Here is a 17526-nt window from a genome sequence, read left to right on the forward strand (position 1 = left end):
TGGCGAACGCGCAGTCTGCGTAGGGTGGGTTTTAAACCCACGAAACCGAACCTCGGAAACCCCACGCGCCCCGTCACCCGGGACGCGTGACCGCTTACGCGAAAAGCCCCGTCTCGCCGCCCGGCTCCGCCGCATCCTTGAGCAGGTTGAACGCATACTCCGCCACCGACCGGAAGCAGACCACCCGGATCGTATCGGCATCCTGCATCCAGAACGCCGCCGCGATCTGCGCCATGCGCGTCCGCCGGATCATACCCGGCTCGAACGCGCCGGGTGTCATGTCCACCGGGCACAGCTTGGCGATGATCTCGCGCGCCGCTTTGCCCTTCAGCTGGAACACGGCCCGCGCGTCCGACACGTTCACGGCCAGGAAGTGCTCGCCGCTCAGCGCCTTCTCGACTACCGCCAGCGCGTCCGCGACGCCCTCATAGGGCACCATCAGCAGCAACTCGTCCGGCGACATCCACGCCGCGCCCTTGTCGCCCGACACCGCGATCTCGCGCTGCCCCGGCAGGTCCACGCCGCAGGCCTCCTTGACGGCCTTCTTCATCTTGGCCGAGGACAGATCCCCGCGCAGCGTGATCATGCCCACCAGGCCCATCTCGCGGACCTCGACGTAGCCTTGATAAACTGCGCCTTGCAAAGCACTGATAGCATTAGACATTCTGCTTCTCCCCTTCAGGGTCGTAAAAGACCGCGCTGACGATCCGGGTGGGCACCGTGGTGCCGTCGACCTTGGCGAACTCGATCACCTCGTCCATCCGCTCGGTCCCGTGTTTCACCAGGCCCATGGCAATGCCACGATCCAGCGTCGGCGAATAATAGGTCGAGGTCACCCGCCCCTGCACGTTGCGCTGCCCGTTGGCGTTGTCGCCCTCGGCCACGCAATAGGCGCCATCGGGCAGGACCGATCCGTCCACCGTCTGCAAGCCCACCAACTGCCATCGCTCGGGGTCGGCCATATGACTGCGCTGTTGCGCCCGCTTGCCGATATAGTCGTCCTTCTTCTTCGAGATGGCCCACTGCATGCCAAGGTCCTGCGGAATCACCGTGCCATCCGTCTCGTCCCCGATCATGATGAACCCCTTCTCGGCCCGCATCACGTGCAGCCCTTCGGTGCCATAAGGCATCACGCCGAACTCCTTGCCGGCCTCCAGCAGCTGATCCCAGAACGCCCGGCCCTGGCTGGCGGGCACGGCGATCTCGTAGGACAGCTCGCCCGAGAACGAGATGCGGAACACCCGCGCCTTCGCATCACCAAAGTCGACGTCCTGCCACGCCATGAACGGCAGCGCCTCGGCGCTCAGGTCCACATCGGTCAGCTTCTCCAGCGTCTTGCGGGCTTTCGGGCCGACGACGCCGATCTGCGCATATTGCTCGGTCACGTTGGCGACATAGACTTTCCAGTCCCACCACTCGGTCTGCAACCACTCTTCCATATGCGCATGGATGCTGTCCGCGCCGCCCGTGGTGGTGTGGCACAGGAACGTGTCCTCATCCAGCCGCGCGACCACGCCGTCATCCATCAGGAATCCGTTCTCGTTGCACATCAGGCCATAGCGGCAGCGCCCCGGCTTCAGCGTGCTCATCATGTTGGTATACAGCATATCGAGGAATTTCCCCGCATCCGGCCCCTTCACGATCAGCTTGCCCAGCGTGGACGCATCCAGCAGCCCAAGGCTCCCGCGCGTCTGGTTGATCTCGCGCTTCACCGCGGCACCGATCTCCTCGCCCGGGCTCTGGCGGAACGTGTAGGGACGCCGCCAATGGCCCACCGGCTCCCAATAGGCACCGTTCGCCTCGTGCCAGTCATGCATCGGCGTCTTGCGCAGCGGCTGGAATATCTCGCCCCGCGCCTCGCCCGCGATCGAGGCCATGGAAATCGGCGTATAGGGCGGGCGGAACGTGGTCGTCCCGGTCTGCGGAATCGGCTGGTTCAAAGCATCCGACAGAATCGCCAGACCGTTGATATTGCTCAGCTTGCCCTGATCCGTCGCCATGCCCAGCGTGGTATAACGCTTGGCATGCTCGACGCTTTCATAGCCTTCGCGCGCCGCCAGTTGCACGTCGCTGACCTTCACGTCGTTCTGGTAATCCAGCCACGACTTCATCCGCAGCTTTACGTTCGCGCCCTGCGGCATCATCCAGATCGGCTGAATGAGGTTTCTCTGCACGCCCTCCGCCTTCGGTTTCTCCGCCTTCTTCGGTGTCTTACCCACGGCCTTGGCCGCCGCGCGACCGGCCTCCTCGGCATCGGCCAGAACCGCGCCCAACTCCAGCTCGCCGCTGGCCGTCCCGGCGGTCGAGACATAGGCCTCGCCCGCCGCCCCTGTAGGGGCTTTGTCCGGGTCAGGCCGGAACATCGCCTGCTGCTCGTCCCAGATCAGCTTGCCACCGCAATGCGACCACAAATGCACCACCGGCGACCAGCCACCGGACATGGCAACCGCGTCGCACGCGATCTCTTCCAGGACCGAGCCTTCGCCGGCTTGTGCACAGATACCCACACCGGTCACGCGCTTGCCGCCCTTGACCTTTGCGATGCCCTTGCCGGTTTCCACGCGAATGCCCGCCGCCTTGGCCTTTTCGGCCAGCACACCCGCGCCCGCTGCCCGCGCATCGATGATCGCCGGCACGTCCAGACCGGCCGCCTTCATCGCCAGCGCGGTCAGGTAGGCGTCGTCGTTATTGGTCACGACAACCGTACGGTCCCCGACGGAAACCCCATAATTTACGACGTAATCGCGCACCGCCGAGGCCAGCATCACGCCGGGCACATCGTTCCCGGCAAAGCTCAGCGGGCGTTCGATCGCGCCTGTCGCGGTCACGATCTGGCCTGCGCGAATACGCCACAAACGGTGCCGCGGGCCTTGTGCCCCAGGGTTGTGATCGTTCACCCGCTCGTACCCCAGGATGTAGCCGTGATCGTAAACGCCCGCGCCCATCATACGCAGGCGCATCTCGACATTGGGCATATCGCCCAGCTCGGCGACCAATTCATCCACGAACTTATCCACAGGCCCGTCATTGACAGTCGCATTGTAAAGCGGACCATCCACAGGCGTCCGTCCGCCCCAGGCGGCGGTCTGCTCCATCAGCAGCACCTTGGCGCCCGCAGCGCCCGCCGCGCGGGCCGCCATCAGCCCGGCAACACCGCCGCCGATCACCACCACGTCATAGAACGCGTAAAGATGCTCGTACTTGTCGCCGTCCTTGTCCTTGGGCGCCTTGCCCAGACCTGCCGACTGGCGGATGAACGGCTCATAGACGTGCTTCCACAAGGGGCGCGGATGGATGAACATCTTGTAGTAAAAGCCCGCCGGCAAAAACCGCGAGAACTTGGTGTTGATCGCGCCCACGTCGAACTCAAGGCTCGGCCAGTGGTTCTGGCTCGTCGCCTCCAGCCCGTCGAACAGCTCGGTCGTCGTGACCCGCTGGTTCGGCTCGAACGTCTCGCCCCGGCCCATGTTGACCAGGCCATTGGGCTCTTCGCCGCCCGACGCCACGATCCCGCGTGGCCGGTGATACTTGAACGACCGGCCCACCAGCATCTGGTCATTGGCCAGCAGCGCCGACGCCAGCGTGTCGCCCTCGTACCCCTTCAACCGCTTGCCGTTGAAGGTGAATTCCATCGCGTTCGCCTTGTTAACAAGACGCCCGCCATTCGCCAGACGCGTGCTCATGAAAACTCTCTCCAGCTCCAGCCCGGCACCTTGGCCGAGATCTTGTCCTTGATGTCCTTCGGCGGCTCGGTGGTCTGCGCGGAATAGGTCCCGTACACCTCCAGCGTCACCGTGTTGCGCGCGGCGTGAAACCACTTGCCGCAGCCGTTGGTGTGGCGCCAGCGCTCAAGGTGCACGCCCTTGGGGTTTTCGCGCTTGAAGAGGTACGCGTGAAAATCGTCATCGCTGGATTCCGGCCCAAACCGCTTCAAATGCGCTTCACCGCCCCCCGCGAACTCGGTTTCCTCGCCCTTCACCCCGCAATAGGGACATTCCAGGATCAGCATGCCATCCACCTTTCCATGTTGCGTGCATCCCGCACGACGTCGATTCCGCGTGCATCACGCACGACTTTGACTCCGCGTGCATCACGCACGACAAGGGCGGGCGCCGCGTGGCACCCGCCCATAAGGTTGCGATCACGTCCGCCTGCGCGGACCGCGTTATTCTGCGACAGCTGCCGTGCTTGCCACGTCGTCGGCCGGCTCGTCCGGCACGATGAAGCCTTGCGGCACATCGGACAGGTCCGGCACTGTGCCGTTGCCCAGCGAGCCGGCAAAGACCAGCGCGCCCAGCGCGACGACGACGACGAGAACCCAGAAGAGACCCGCGCTGCCCGCGTCATGGACGGGCATGCCGTAGCCGCGCCGTTGCTGCCATCGTTCGTAGTCAGACATCTCTCGAACTCCTCATGGTAGGAGTTCAAGCATGCGCCCGTCCGAGCTTGCGCGGAAGGACCGGCAAAACCCCGCGCAGGGTTTGGGCCGGTTCCCGCAACTTCTGCGCGATTGCATGGGCCGCTTTCCGCCACCTGCGGACGCAGCGACACAGGGGCGTCACACGCCCCTGCATCCAAACAGGTCGTAGACAGGCCGCCGGTTACGGCCCCGCGACCGTTATTGCTGGGTTTCGCCTTCGACGTTTTCGGCAGCGTCTTCCACGTCTTGGGCAGCGCCTTCGACGTCGTCCGCAGCGCCTTCGACAGCGTCAGCTGTGTCTTCCGCGGCGTCAGCGACATCATCGGCCGCCCCGTCCGAGGTCTCGACCGACACGTTGACGTCGGACGATTCTCCGCCCCCGACCGTGTCCCCGCCACCGCTGTCACCGAACATGACCCAAGCGATGAGACCCACGGCCACGACAAGACCGCCCACGATGAAAGCCATGGTTGCGCCGCCGCCTCCACCGCCCGATTGCTGCGGCGGCGGGGTATGGTTGTTGTTATGATCGGACATGTCGGTTCTCCGTTCCTTTTGGATTCCGACACCCCAACGCCCGATATGCCAAGGCGGTTCCCCATCAGTGCGCAACCCCGGCGGCGACGCTCTCGTCGATGAAGCGACCCTCGTAGAACCGGTCCAGCCCGAACTCGTCGGTCAGCGGCGAATATCCCTTCGCCATAAGCTCGGCAAAACCCCAGCCCGAGCCCGGGATTGCCTTGAACCCGCCGGTGCCCCAGCCGCAGTTGATGAACACGTTGTCCACCGGCGTCTTCGACAGGATGGGCGACCGATCCCCGGTCATGTCCACGATCCCGCCCCACTGCCGCAGCATCTTCAGCCGCGAAATCATCGGGAAAGTCTCGATCAGCGCGCGCACTGTTTCCTCGATATGGTGGAAACTGCCCCGCTGCGTGTAGTTGTTGTAATTGTCCGCGCCGCCGCCGATCACCATCTCGCCCTTGTCCGACTGGCTCATGTAGCCGTGCACCGTGTTGGCCATCACCACCACGTCCATGCAGGGCTTGATCGGCTCGCTGACCAGCGCCTGCAGCGCCACGGATTCGATCGGCAGGCGGAACCCGGCCATGTCGGCCAGGTGCCCCGAATGCCCCGCCACCACGATGCCCAGCTTGTCGCAGGCGATGTCACCCTTGTTGGTGCTCACCCCCGTGACCTTGCCGCCCTCGGTGCGGATGCCGTTGACTTCGCATTTCTGGATCACATCCATGCCCATGGCCGAACACGCCCGCGCATAGCCCCAGGCCACCGCGTCGTGCCGCGCCGTGCCGCCGCGCGCCTGCCACAGCCCGCCCAGCACAGGGTACCGCGGGCCCTCCAGGTTGATGATCGGGCACAGCTCTTTCACGCGGCTGGGGCTGATGAACTCGGTCTTCACCCCCTGCAATGCGTTGGCGTGCGCCGTCCGCTCGTAGCCCCGCACCTCGTGCTGGGTCTGCGCCAGCATGATCACGCCGCGCGGGCTGAACATGATGTTGTAGTTCAAATCCTGGCTCAGCGTCTCATAGAGGCTGCGCGATTTCTCGTACATCGCGGCCGACGCATCCTGCAGATAGTTCGAGCGGATGATCGTCGTGTTCCGGCCCGTGTTGCCCCCGCCCAGCCAGCCTTTCTCAAGGATCGCCACGTTCCGGATCCCATGGTTCTTGCCCAGGTAATAGGCCGTCGCCAGGCCGTGCCCGCCCGCGCCGATGATGATCGCGTCGTATTTCTTCTTGGGCTCCGGCGAGGCCCAGGCCCGCTCCCATCCCATGTGATATTTCAGCGCTTCTTTCGCGACGGCAAAGGCGGAATAACGTTTCATCAGGCGGGTCTCGCTCATGGCATGGATAGGGTCCGGCCCGGGGGATTCGCCCCCGCGCCGCGTCATTGCCCCGGTATGAAACAATGTGGCGTTGACGCCGACACCTCATGCGGCACGAATGGCCTGATTTGCGACATGCCGCCGCCGATCCGCCCCTGCGACACCAAGGGCGACCACTTGCCCCTTTCGGTTTGCCCGCCCAATCGTTAAATCACCTCCGAAGACAGGGAGATCACATGACATTCTGGGTGCTCGCCATCGCCTTGGGCCTGATCTGCGCCGCCATCCTGGGGCAGGTGCTGATGCGTGGCCGCGTGGGCGACGCGCCGCCCGCCGCCTATGACCTCCAAGTCTACCGCGACCAGTTGAAAGAGGTCGACCGCGACCTCGCCCGCGGCGTCATCACCCCCGAGGACGCCGAGCGCACCCGCGCCGAGGTCTCCCGCCGCATCCTCGCCGCCGATGCCCAGCTTCAGGCCACCGGCCAGGCCGGCGCGCAACCTGCGCTTCCGGGTAAACTGTTCGCCTCGCTGGCCCTTCTCGGCCTCGTCGGCGGCGCCGGCTGGCTCTACGCGCAAATGGGCGCACCCGGTCAGACCGACCTGCCCCGCACGGCCCGCCTCGCCGCCTCGGAAGCGGCCCGCGCCAATCGCCTGCCCCAGGACGAGGCCGAGGCCCGTTTCGAGGCGTCCCAGCCCGTCACCCCCGACATGGGCGAGGTCGATCCGCAATATCTCGAACTCATGAACCGCCTGCGCGAGGCCGTCGAAAGCCGCCCGGACGAGATCCAGGGCTACATTCTTCTGGCCCGGAACGAGGCCGCGCTCGGCAATCTCTCCGCCGCCGCCGAGGCCAAGACGCGCGTGATCGAGCTCAAGGGCGAAGCCGCCACCGCCGACGACTATGCCGAACTGGCCGACATGATGGTGTCCGCCGCCGGCGGCTACGTCTCGGCCCAGGCCGCCGAGGCCATTCGCGCGGCCCTTGCCCGCGATCCCAAGGAGCCGCGCGCGCGTTACTACATGGGCCTCTACATGATCCAGGTCGATCGCCCCGACATCGCCTTCCGCACCTGGGACAAGCTCTTGCGCGAAAGCACGCCGGACGCGCCCTGGACCGCCCTGATCCGCCCCCGGATCGAGGAACTGGCTTGGCGCGCCGGGATCAACCGCTACGAGCCGCCCGCCGAAGGTGCCGCCCCCGGCCCCTCGCAGGGCGACATCGACGCTGCCGGCGACATGAGCGCGCAGGACCGCGCCGCCATGATCCGCGGCATGGTCGACCGCCTCGCCACCCGCATTGACGAGACCGGCGGCACCGCCGACGAATGGGTGCGCCTCTCGAACGCCTACGCCGTCTTGGGCGATTTCGATGCGGTGCGCGACCTCATCGCCCGCGCCCAGGACCGCTTCGACGACCCCACTGTGATCGACACCATCACCAACGCCGCCAAGCAGGCCGGCTTCTCCGAATGATCGTCGAGGATTTCGCCGCCTTCGCCGCCGCCCTGCCCGGCTTTCGCGCCCTTCTCGGCCTCGACCTCGGCACAAAGACAATCGGCGTCGCCGCCTCCGACGCGCTCCTCTCATCCGCCAACCCGGTCGAGACCATCAAGCGCACCAAGTTCACCGCCGATGCCGACCGTTTGCTGGCCATCGCCACCGACCGCAACGCCGCCGGGGTAATCCTCGGCCTGCCCCGCAACATGGACGGCTCCGAGGGTCCGCGCTGCCAATCCACCCGCGCTTTCGCCCGAAACCTCGCGGCGCGCACCGATCTGCCCATCGGCTTCTGGGACGAGCGCCTGTCCACCGTTGCGGCAGAAAGAGCACTGATCGAGGCCGATTTGACCCGAAAGCGTCGCGCAGAGGTGATCGACGCCGTCGCCGCCGCGTATATCCTGCAAGGAGCGCTGGACCGAATCCGCCACCTGAAAGCCGAGACATGAACGACAACCCCGTCTGGAACCGCAACGAGATCGAGAGCCCCTGCGTGCGCATCTGCGTCGTTCATCCCGAGGCGCGGATCTGCACGGGGTGTTATCGCACCATCGACGAGATCGGCCGCTGGTCCAAGATGACGCCCGACGAACGCCGCGAAGTCATGGCCGACCTGCCCGACCGCGCCGCCACCCTGACCAAGCGCCGTGGCGGCCGCGCCGCCCGGCTGAAGCGCGGCTGAAAGGGCCACACGGATGGTCCCCCTCAGCGCACCGAAAAATTGCAATTTTTCGGTCCGGAATTTTGCAAAATTCCGCGCCCCGCTCCGGCGTCACACCCAAAGCAACCCGTCAGGATACCGCCGCAACGATTGCGCCCCGGCAAACGCACCGAACGCTCTGTTCATTTCACCTTTCGGCCCATGCCACCGTCGCGATACCACTGAGATACCGACGCGATACCGACACGCTTTTTGCAGTTTTCCCTGTGTTAACCTTCGAGTCGCCCAGTTCTCAGGGCGCGGTCAGCCACTGATCCCCCAGGATCGGCCATTCGGGCCTGAAATAGACGATCATCCGCCCCTCGTCCGGTGCCTCGGCGCCATCCTCCCACGGTGCCACGCCATGCAAGGCCAGCCGGTGAACGACATAGGCCTCCCCCGGTTTCGCCGGCAGCAGAACCCTCTCGCAGGTGTCGAAAACCTCGCGACGCGCGGCCTTGTAGATATCCGTCAGGTCGACCCTGTCCCACGCCTCGGGCGGCACGCCTTGCAAGGCCTCGGCAAAGGCCGTGCGCATCACTTTATGACTGCCTTCCCAGACACTTAGAGGGCTGGCCCCGGCCCCGCATTCCGTCAACGGCAACCCCAGGATATAGGCGTGCCGCTCCTTCAGAAACCGCCGCCTGTCCGGCCCTTCCAAGAGCAACCCGTCCACATGCGCCGCGTCCCGCCGCAGCCTGTAGCCAAAGGCCGCGTCCCCCTCGCCGTCCTTTGGCCTGGGATAGCCCGGATACATGACCGACACCTGCCCCCGATGCAGCGGCAGGCGGCCATAAAGCTCCGATACAGCCTCCCATGCGTCCCCCGTCAGCGGGCCGGCCTCGCCCACGGTCCCGTCGGGCGCGTTCGGCAGCGTATCGACCCCTACGAACCACGTGCCGTCGCAATACAACCAGCGCTGTTCCTCGGGCGCTTTAACCCTCTCTTTCGCAACGGAAAACGCCGCCTCGGCCCAGGCCGCCACGGAAGGATCAAACGCGTACCGCGCCCATCCTTTCTCAAGGAAATCCGTCACGCCGCGATCCCCGTCACCTGCGCCAGCGCCTCCTCCACCAGCGCCGTTCCGGCCCCCGGTTTGGTGGCGTTTTCCGACAGCACCCGCCGCCACGCCCGCGCCCCCGGCTGACCGGCGAAGAGCCCGAGCATGTGCCGCGTGATCTGGTGCAGCTTACCCCCTGAAATTAAATGGTCTTCGATGTAGGGCAGCATGGCATGCACCGCATCCTCCCCCGTTCGATCCGGGCCTTGGTCGCCAAAGACCCGCCGATCCGCCGCCCCCAAAACCTCCACGGGCCGGTGATACGCCGCGCGCCCCAGCATCACGCCGTCGAACCCGGCCTCTAGGTGGCCCACCGCTTCGTCCAGCGTCTCCACCCCGCCGTTGAGCGAGATGTGCAGGTCCGGAAATTGTTCTTTCATCCGCGCCACAAGCGGATAGTCCAAGGGCGGAATATCCCTGTTTTCCTTGGGGCTTAGCCCTTGCAACCAAGCCTTGCGCGCATGGATTGTAAAGCACCGCACCCCCGCTGCGCTGACCCGCGTCAGAAAGTCAGGCAAAACGGTCTCGGCCACCTGGTCATCCACGCCGATCCGGCATTTTACCGTTACCTCGGTGTCCACCGCGCCGATCATCGCGGCGCAGCAATCGGCTACCAGGTCAGGCTGCTTCATCAGCACCGCACCGAAGGTCCCCGACTGCACCCGGTCGCTGGGGCAGCCCACGTTGAGGTTTATTTCGTCATATCCCGCCACGGCCCCCAGCCGCGCCGCCTCGGCCAATTCGCCGGGCGCCGATCCGCCCAACTGCAAAGCCACGGGATGTTCCTCGGGCGCATGGTCCAAAAGATGCAACGCCCCACCGCGCACCAATGCCGGCGCGGTCACCATCTCGGTATAAAGCAGGGCGTTCCGCGACAGTTGCCGATGCAGGAACCGGCAGTGCCGATCGGTCCAGTCCATCATGGGTGCCACGGCAAGCCGGGATGCGTATTTTACCTTTGATTTCATATCCTTGGCTAATACCTCAATTTGCAGCCACTCGCAGGGTTTTCAAGTGATTCCCGGAGGTTTTCCTCCGTTTCCCTGGATATTCCAAGATCGCTTGCTACCGCGTAGCAACATACGCCGCCCGCGTCACGTCCGAACCAGAGCCCCACCAGGTACGAACTGTCTGGCCGATTTCGGAACCGTCTCAACTTACCCTACTCGGCCGGTTTCCGACCAGATCGGAACGACACCAGATCCTCGATGTTCAGCAAGAGAGGGGACAGTAATGTCTCATACGACCCAAGTTAGCTCTACAAATTTGCTCAAGCAAATCTCGCGTGAACGCGCAGCCGGCTCTCCCTTTCCCGCACTCGCAGGAGTCAGCCGATGCTTCAGGAACCGTAGTGGCGAATAGGATCTGAGCATTGAGACCGTCGGAAATGGGGGTCTCAGACGCAGCGGTTTCCAATTCAGCGCCTGACAACCTCGGTTCGGAACATCGATGCGCTGTTCACTTGCTCGACATTCATGCTGTTTTCTATCACAAGAGATTCGGAAATATTGCAGTTAAATGTAAAAATTGCAAAATCTCGGGACGGGGGAATGCGTAAATGGGGAACGGGATCAGGAAAACATCAGCTTGGGTGATCTCACTGGCGGGCGCCGCTGTCGGGACATTTGCATCGGCCCAAGAGGAGCCGTTCGAGCTTCCCGAGATCGTTTTGCCACCTGCGGGTGGGGCCGGCCCGATCAGCGAGGCTGCATCGACGAAGCAGGTCATAACTTCCGAAGAGTTCGAGCGGCAGGGCGCACGTACGCTCGGCGAGGCGCTCGATCTTGCCAACGGCATCAACGTGCGGTTTGGCGGCGACGGGACGCGCCGCATCGATATTCGCGGTCTTCGCACCCGCCAGGTCCTGCTTCTCGTCGATGGTGTGCCGGTACGTTCCAGTATCGATGGGCAATTCGATCCTGACCGTTTCGCCCTCGGCGGCGTGGACAGGATCGAAATCACCCGCGGGGCATCGTCCGTGCTGTATGGTCCAGGCGCATCCGCAGGCGTCGTGAACCTGATCACCAAGGACGGTGGCAAAGGCCTTTCCGGCAGTTTCGGCGTCGCGACGGGCACCGGGGGCACAAACCAGGTTGAAGGCTCCATCGCTTACGGCTCGGATCGTGGCAACCTTCGCTTCAGCGGAACGTGGAGCGGGCGCGACGACTACCCGCTTTCGGACGATTTCACCGCGACACCGGTTCAACCGAATGGCGACCGGATCAACAGTGACCGAGAAGAGACCAAGCTTTTGGCAAGTGGCGTCTACCGGCTCAACAGTGACACATCAATCGGGTTCAGTGCGACCTATTCCGAAGGTGAATACGGCAAGCCGCCTTCGATCTATGACCGTGCGGTCGACGATTTCGCAAGTCGTACGCGGTTCGAGCGTGTCGAGAATTACTCGGTACGCGGCTTTCAGATCGTCGGAACGCACCAGGTCGGAACTCTCACCTTCACGCCGCGCCTCTATTATTCAGAAGAGCAGGAATTCACGAAGAGCTACGACGACGCCGGCTTCGACACGCAAACTGCCGCGGGGTCTTTCACCGAAGACGCGACCAGCACGATCTGGGGAAGCCAGTTGCTCGTGACCTCCGACCTCAACGGCGCAGGTCAACTTTCGGGCATGCTTGGCTATGAGCATCAGGATTGGTCCGCCAGCGGGATTGAACGAGTCTCCGGCGGCGGCGGTGGAGGCGGCGGAGGCGGTGTAACGCAGCAGCCCATTAACACAAACGCTTCTGCCGAAATACTGAGCGCCGGTATCGAATACGAATTTCGCCCCGTCGATCCGCTCGGCCTGGTTGTCGGGCTCGGCTATGCTCAGCAAACTAGGAACGGCCAAACAGATGGGGACACGTATTACCGCATCGCTGCGACCTACGATCTCGACAGCCAAACCACGCTTCGCGCCCAGCATGCCCGAGAAATCCGATTCCCGACTTTGCGGGACCTTTTCGCCGCGGATCGCGGAAACCCGAACCTCGATCCGGAGCGGACACTGCATTACGAGGTCGGCATCGACCGAAGCTTCGCCTTTTGGAACGCGACACTGTCCGCAAGCCTCTTTCAGACCGACGCCAAGGACTATATCGAGCGCGGCCCGAGCGGTCTGTCCGAGAACGTCGAGAAGCTACGGATGCGCGGGCTGGAAATCGACTATCGCGCCTCGCCGATTGAACCCCTGACGGTGGGTCTCGGCTACACATTTCTCGATGCCGAAAACCGCAGTGTTGCCGCGCCTTCCAGAGATCTGCAGAACCGGCCGCGGCACAAGTTCGTGCTGTCGGGCAGCTATCGCTTCAACGGCGGGACCCGCATTGATGCACAATATCTCGCGGTTCTGGACAACCTGACGCTCAACCGCAATGGAACGCAATCTCGAAACGTGGGGGACTTCCATCTGGTCGACCTCGGAGTCACGCACGCGTTCGAAGGACAGAACGCCGAAATCTATGGACGTGTCCGCAACCTCTTCGACGAGGATTACCAAGACAGCTACGGGTTCGTGCAGGCCGGGCGGACCTTTCAGGTCGGCGGGCGCATCCGCTTCTGAGAAAGTGACGGCCATGACAGGGCATTCGGACAAGGGATACATCGGCGGCTTTCGACTGCGCGAGGCGATGTTCCTCACGCTATGTACGGTTTTGCTGGTAAGCACGAAGATCTTTTTCCGTCTGAAACTGGGCATTCCGGGACACAGCGCGATCTTTCTCGCGTTCTGCCTTGTCCTCGGACGCACGCTGGTGCCGCGCGGGCTTTCGGCGACGTTCGTGGGCGTTTTGGGTGGCCTGGCCATGATGGCACTCGGGCTGGGCAAGACCGGGCCGCTGGTCCTGCTTCAGACCGGCATGGCAGGACTGATGGTCGACGCGCTGGCAGCCCTCGGGTTGACAAGGCAGTTCTGGGGCGCGGCCCTGCTTGGGCTTGCCGCCGGTCTGGGACGCGGACCTGCGCAACTGGCACAGAACCTTCTGATTGGCATGGATTGGAATCTGGCACTGACCACGGCGGGGCTGAAACTGATCCCCGCGGCAATGTTCGGTTTGCTTGGCGGGGTTCTGGCCTTTCTCGTGGCACGGCGGCTTGAACGTGGCGGACTATCACCGGGGGTATCATGAAACACGTCTCACCTCTCGATCCGAGCCTTTTGCTGATCGGAGTCGAGGATACGGATGTCGAAGGGGCCGAACTTGGCACCGGCAAGATCACGCGGCGGCTGAAGGACGTCCTTCCGACCGGCGCCGAGATGGTCGGCGTGGTCCGGCATCAGTTCCTGATGGTTCCCGAGATTCCCTACACCTCCTGGAACAGCCCGGCCTGCGCCATCGTGCGCGTGTCCGATCCGTCACTCGTGCCCGAGGTCGCAAAGGCGACCCGCGACCATGTCCGCGCCCTGGCCTCCAACGGAAGCGATCCGGGCATCTGCCTTGGCCTCGTGCGGGACGTTGCACCCCGGGTAATTGAACATGGCGTCGATTGCCGGCGCCGCGTGCTGACGCAGGCCGACGCGATCCGCACCGGCAAAGGCCTGATCCTCGAGGGCCTGGGCGGCGACAATGGTGGCATAATCGGTGCGCTTGGTGCGGTCGGGCTTACCGCGCACGGCTGGTGCGGACGCTTCATCGAGGTAACGGCGCTGGAAGAGCGGCCGCTCGACAACTCGGTCGCAGACCTTGCCGAGTGCGGCGTGCGACTGGCCGTGATGGAGCGCGATGCGCCGCCGCCGCTGGATGAAGACCGGGTGATCGTGCCGGATCAGTTCCGCCCCGTGCTGATCGGCGGCGTCCCGGTTCTGATGGTCCACGAGGCCGCGCCGGGACGATGGGAGACAAAGCCCTGGCCGAAGCGCAACCATTGACGGCCGAACTGACGGTCCCGGGCGAGTTGACCTTGGTCGCGGGACCGACCGGGACCGGAAAGACGACGCTTCTTTCCAGAGCGTTGCGCGACTGGCGCGCGGCGCACCCGGCACGCTGGCCCGGTGCTGTTCTGCTTGGGCAGAATCCCGCGACACAGCTCGTGGGCGAGACCGTAGAGGAAGAGGTCGCCTTCGCATTGGTCGCAGCCCAGATGCCGGATGCGGAAATCGCCCGTCGCACGGCCCGCGCTCTCGCGACTTTCGGGCTGGACGACCGCGCCAAAGCCCGAACCGACGCTCTTTCTATGGGCTGGAAATGCCGGACACTTCTCGGCGCGCTGCACGCGCTGGAACCCGATGCGCTTTTTCTCGACGAGCCTTACGCACAGTTGGACGACACCGGGCGGAGGCGGCTCGACGCTGCGATCACCGAATGGCTGGGCCAAGGCCGTGCGGTCGTCGTCAGCGCGGCAGAGGCCCTGGAAACGGTGGGCGGGTTGCCTTCTGGCCGGACCCGCCTGCTCCATGCCGAGACAGGCCTTCGACCCGAGCCGGATCTTGTGGCCGGCTTTTGCGAAAAGTGGCCCGATCACGCCCCCGACACCCCAACAGGGTCTGCAGTTGAGCTACTGTCCTTCACGGCAGGCTACGAAGATACGTCGGCGGTTTTGCGCGACATCGATCTTGTCTTGCCGCCGGGCTCGATATCCGTGGTCAGCGGTGCAAATGGCTGCGGCAAGTCCACACTTCTGCGCGCGGTCGCCGGCGACATGCCGGCACTCTCGGGCACGCGGCGCATCCTGGGGCACGACATGGCAGGCGCGGGCAATCTGCCCCGGGAAACCGCGCTTGTTCTGCAAGATCCTGAACTGCACCTGACCGGCCGCACCGTGCGCGGCGAGATCGAAGTGGCCAGCGCCATTCCGAAACCGGGCGCCGAGACGTGCCTTCGCATCTTCGGTCTCTCGCAGTTCGCCGAGCAGGCTGCCCTTAACCTGTCACACGGCCAGAAACAGGCGCTGGTTCTGGCCTGCGCGGTTGCATCGATGCCCCGCCTTCTTTTGCTGGACGAGGCCTTTTGCGGGCTGGATGCCAGCGCTATGGCATCAATACTCTCTGCTCTTCGACGGATCGTGCACCGTACAGGGTTGACGGTCATTGCGGTTACTCACGATCCGCAAGGTCCTGTTCCGGACTTTGCCGATCGACACCTTCGCATGTCGAACGGGAAACTCATCGATGTCTGATACGCGCGGGCCTGCCACTGTCTGGACTCGCACACTGTTTCTCTGGATGGTCGCGCTTGCCATCGCACTGTTCGGCGTTCTGGCACCGGCGACCTGGCTGCCCCTGCTGAGTTTGCTCGCAACCGGACTATTCATCGCAACCGCGGGGCCAAGGGCCACGCTTCGCGACGCGCGGCCGTTGGCGTGGCATGCGCCTGTTCTGCTGCTCGGCATGCTGATCGTGAACGGCAGGGTCGACTGGGCCTTGGCGCTGGAAATCTCGGTCCGGTTCATGCTGACGGCCATGCCGATCTTCTGGCTGCATCGGCTGACGGCCCCGACCCACCTCTTGACGCTGTTTGAGCGCGTACTGCCGTTCAGGCTTCGGCTCATCCTCCTTTTTGCCCTTCGGATTTGGCCACTGCTATTGCGTGACATGAGGGACATCCTCCTCGTCGCCCGGTTAAGCGGCACTTGGCCCGCCCGCCTGCGCGACGTCCGACCGCGCCACTTCGTTCATGCGCCCGGACGCATCATGATGCCCCTCGGGGTGAGAGCGATCCGTCTTTCCGACGATATGGCCCGCAGTCTCGAGGCGCGCGGCCTGGATCAATTGTGAAAGGGGAGAAACACAGCCGGTGCGAGCTTTGGCCAGCACCATGGATCAGCTGTCGTTTCCGGATAACAATGGTGATGCCTTACTGATCAGCCTCACTTGAGTGATCCAATTTGATTGTTAGTGCATGACTGGCCTTGGGTCCATCTGGACGATGGTTTCCGGGGCCGGTGGGCGTTAGCCCAGAGCACTGCGAGGGCGTTTTGTGTTGTAGTGTTTCCTCCATTCTTCGATCAGGATTTGGGCTTCTCGCAGGCTGTAGAAGACTTCACCATTCAAGAACTCATCGCGGACCCGGGCATCGATGACATTGCCTGAGTTCAGCTTCCTATCTATGCGGATGGCCAGACATTCTCGGCTGTATTCAACGATGATGTTGAGCGTGTGAGACGACCAATATTGCGGCTACGAAGTACTCGATTGGTATTTGACGACAGCGCGGCCGCTCTTCGACTTCGCCAACCCGGAAATTTGCCGCGCTACTTCGAACGAGCCTTGATCAGGATCAATGCATATCACTCGCCCTCGTCCATTTCATTGAGAACCCAAGTGCCCGTTTGGGAAGCGGCGCGGAAAGGATGGCGATGGACAGCGTTTTTCGGACCGAAGGCCTGACGAAGGTCTACGACACTGGCACGCTGCAAGTGCGTGCCCTCGATGTTGTGGACCTCGAACTCTATCGCGGGCAGCTCGCCGTTCTGCTGGGGCCGTCGGGCAGTGGCAAATCAACGCTTCTGAACATCCTGGGCGGGCTTGACCACGCCACCGATGGCCGCGTCTGGTTCCGCGATACCGAGCTTACGGGCATGAACGACAAACAGCTCACGCTCTACCGGCGCGCCCATGTCGGATTCGTTTTCCAGTTCTACAACCTCGTCGCCAGCCTGACCGCCTGCGAGAATGTCCAGCTTGTCACCGACGTCGCCCGCACGCCCATGCGCGCCGAAGAGGCGCTGGAGCGCGTCGGGCTCTCGCACCGCCTGCATCACTTCCCGGCCGAGATGTCAGGCGGCGAGCAACAGCGCGTCGCCATCGCCCGCGCCATCGCGAAGCGCCCCGAGGTGCTGCTTTGCGACGAACCCACCGGTGCACTGGACAGCCAGACCGGGGTGCAGGTGCTGGAGGCCCTGCGCGAAGTGAACGAGGATCTCGGCACCTCCACGGTGGTCATCACCCACAACGTGGGGATACGGAAAATGGCGCACCGGGTGATCTGGTTCCTCGATGGCCGCATCGACCGCGTCGAAGAAAACGCCACCCGCGTCGCGCCGGCAGAGATCTCGTGGTGAGGCCGG

Annotated in this window: 17 protein-coding genes and 1 pseudogene; 9 read left to right on the top strand and 9 right to left on the bottom strand. The window is 63.9% G+C overall.

Going from position 1 to position 17526, the window contains the following annotated elements; genetic code table 11:
- Positions 1 to 94 precede the first annotated feature (94 nt).
- The 6 genes from C2I35_RS15910 to C2I35_RS15935 form a co-directional block, all read right to left on the bottom strand.
- Entirely contained in the window at positions 95 to 664 is a 570-nt protein-coding gene (locus C2I35_RS15910; protein ID WP_103764038.1) for a sarcosine oxidase subunit gamma, read from the bottom strand.
- The gene (locus C2I35_RS15915) at positions 657 to 3683 is read right to left on the bottom strand and encodes a sarcosine oxidase subunit alpha family protein (protein WP_103764039.1); all 3027 of its coding nucleotides are present in this window, start codon (positions 3681 to 3683) and stop codon (positions 657 to 659) included. Before C2I35_RS15915 ends, C2I35_RS15910 begins: the two co-directional genes overlap by 8 nt.
- Positions 3680 to 4009: a sarcosine oxidase subunit delta gene (locus tag C2I35_RS15920; RefSeq protein WP_103764101.1), complete on the bottom strand. Its 330-nt coding sequence runs from the start codon at positions 4007 to 4009 to the stop codon at positions 3680 to 3682. Before C2I35_RS15920 ends, C2I35_RS15915 begins: the two co-directional genes overlap by 4 nt.
- A 156-nt stretch (positions 4010 to 4165) precedes the next feature.
- Positions 4166 to 4399 (bottom strand): hypothetical protein, encoded by a 234-nt coding sequence (locus tag C2I35_RS15925; protein ID WP_103764040.1) that lies wholly within the window; start codon positions 4397 to 4399, stop codon positions 4166 to 4168.
- Positions 4400 to 4618: 219 nt separating this feature from the next.
- Positions 4619 to 4957 (bottom strand): hypothetical protein, encoded by a 339-nt coding sequence (locus C2I35_RS22325; protein ID WP_211286160.1) that lies wholly within the window; start codon positions 4955 to 4957, stop codon positions 4619 to 4621.
- A gap of 64 nt (positions 4958 to 5021) precedes the next feature.
- A complete protein-coding gene (locus tag C2I35_RS15935) occupies positions 5022 to 6266 on the bottom strand; it encodes a sarcosine oxidase subunit beta family protein (RefSeq protein ID WP_103764102.1) in 1245 nt (414 codons plus the stop codon).
- 236 nt (positions 6267 to 6502) lie between these two features.
- Here C2I35_RS15935 and ccmI point away from each other — a divergent pair, with 236 nt between their 5' ends.
- From ccmI to C2I35_RS15950, 3 genes are read left to right on the top strand one after another with little or no spacing between them, the layout of a single operon-like run.
- Positions 6503 to 7741: a c-type cytochrome biogenesis protein CcmI gene (gene ccmI / locus C2I35_RS15940; RefSeq protein WP_103764041.1), complete on the top strand. Its 1239-nt coding sequence runs from the start codon at positions 6503 to 6505 to the stop codon at positions 7739 to 7741.
- Complete coding sequence (gene ruvX, locus C2I35_RS15945; RefSeq protein WP_103764042.1) at positions 7738 to 8214, top strand: Holliday junction resolvase RuvX; 477 nt, start codon at positions 7738 to 7740, stop codon at positions 8212 to 8214. The genes ccmI and ruvX overlap by 4 nt, the downstream gene beginning before the upstream one ends.
- The gene (locus tag C2I35_RS15950; RefSeq protein WP_103764043.1) at positions 8211 to 8447 is read left to right on the top strand and encodes a DUF1289 domain-containing protein; all 237 of its coding nucleotides are present in this window, start codon (positions 8211 to 8213) and stop codon (positions 8445 to 8447) included. Before ruvX ends, C2I35_RS15950 begins: the two co-directional genes overlap by 4 nt.
- A gap of 271 nt (positions 8448 to 8718) precedes the next feature.
- Here the strand turns inward: C2I35_RS15950 and C2I35_RS15955 are convergent, their stop codons facing one another.
- On the bottom strand, positions 8719 to 9501 hold the full coding sequence (locus C2I35_RS15955) for a hypothetical protein (protein WP_103764044.1): 783 nt from the start codon (positions 9499 to 9501) through the stop codon (positions 8719 to 8721).
- A complete protein-coding gene (gene dusA, locus C2I35_RS15960; RefSeq protein ID WP_103764045.1) occupies positions 9498 to 10493 on the bottom strand; it encodes a tRNA dihydrouridine(20/20a) synthase DusA in 996 nt (331 codons plus the stop codon). Before dusA ends, C2I35_RS15955 begins: the two co-directional genes overlap by 4 nt.
- 590 nt (positions 10494 to 11083) lie before the next feature.
- Here dusA and C2I35_RS15965 point away from each other — a divergent pair.
- Genes C2I35_RS15965 through C2I35_RS15985 form a run of 5 tightly spaced genes read left to right on the top strand, consistent with a single transcriptional unit; the run spans position 11084 to position 16234 of the window.
- A complete protein-coding gene (locus C2I35_RS15965) occupies positions 11084 to 13084 on the top strand; it encodes a TonB-dependent receptor plug domain-containing protein (protein WP_103764046.1) in 2001 nt (666 codons plus the stop codon).
- A gap of 13 nt (positions 13085 to 13097) precedes the next feature.
- Positions 13098 to 13649, top strand: coding sequence for a hypothetical protein (locus tag C2I35_RS15970; protein ID WP_103764047.1), 552 nt, complete (start codon positions 13098 to 13100; stop codon positions 13647 to 13649).
- Positions 13646 to 14389: a hypothetical protein gene (locus C2I35_RS15975; RefSeq protein WP_103764048.1), complete on the top strand. Its 744-nt coding sequence runs from the start codon at positions 13646 to 13648 to the stop codon at positions 14387 to 14389. Before C2I35_RS15970 ends, C2I35_RS15975 begins: the two co-directional genes overlap by 4 nt.
- The gene (locus C2I35_RS15980) at positions 14353 to 15636 is read left to right on the top strand and encodes an ATP-binding cassette domain-containing protein (protein ID WP_103764049.1); all 1284 of its coding nucleotides are present in this window, start codon (positions 14353 to 14355) and stop codon (positions 15634 to 15636) included. Before C2I35_RS15975 ends, C2I35_RS15980 begins: the two co-directional genes overlap by 37 nt.
- Positions 15629 to 16234 (top strand): energy-coupling factor transporter transmembrane component T family protein, encoded by a 606-nt coding sequence (locus C2I35_RS15985; protein WP_103764050.1) that lies wholly within the window; start codon positions 15629 to 15631, stop codon positions 16232 to 16234. Before C2I35_RS15980 ends, C2I35_RS15985 begins: the two co-directional genes overlap by 8 nt.
- A 174-nt stretch (positions 16235 to 16408) precedes the next feature.
- On the opposite strand, the pseudogene C2I35_RS15990 reads toward C2I35_RS15985, so the two are convergent.
- Positions 16409 to 16612 (bottom strand): annotated as a pseudogene (locus C2I35_RS15990) (integrase core domain-containing protein); the annotation flags it as partial.
- Positions 16613 to 16815: 203 nt separating this feature from the next.
- Here C2I35_RS15990 and C2I35_RS15995 point away from each other — a divergent pair.
- Positions 16816 to 17520: an ABC transporter ATP-binding protein gene (locus tag C2I35_RS15995; protein ID WP_371931658.1), complete on the top strand. Its 705-nt coding sequence runs from the start codon at positions 16816 to 16818 to the stop codon at positions 17518 to 17520.
- Positions 17521 to 17526 lie beyond the last annotated feature (6 nt).

This window comes from Roseovarius confluentis (genome assembly GCF_002917925.1).
GTDB lineage: Bacteria > Pseudomonadota > Alphaproteobacteria > Rhodobacterales > Rhodobacteraceae > Roseovarius > Roseovarius confluentis.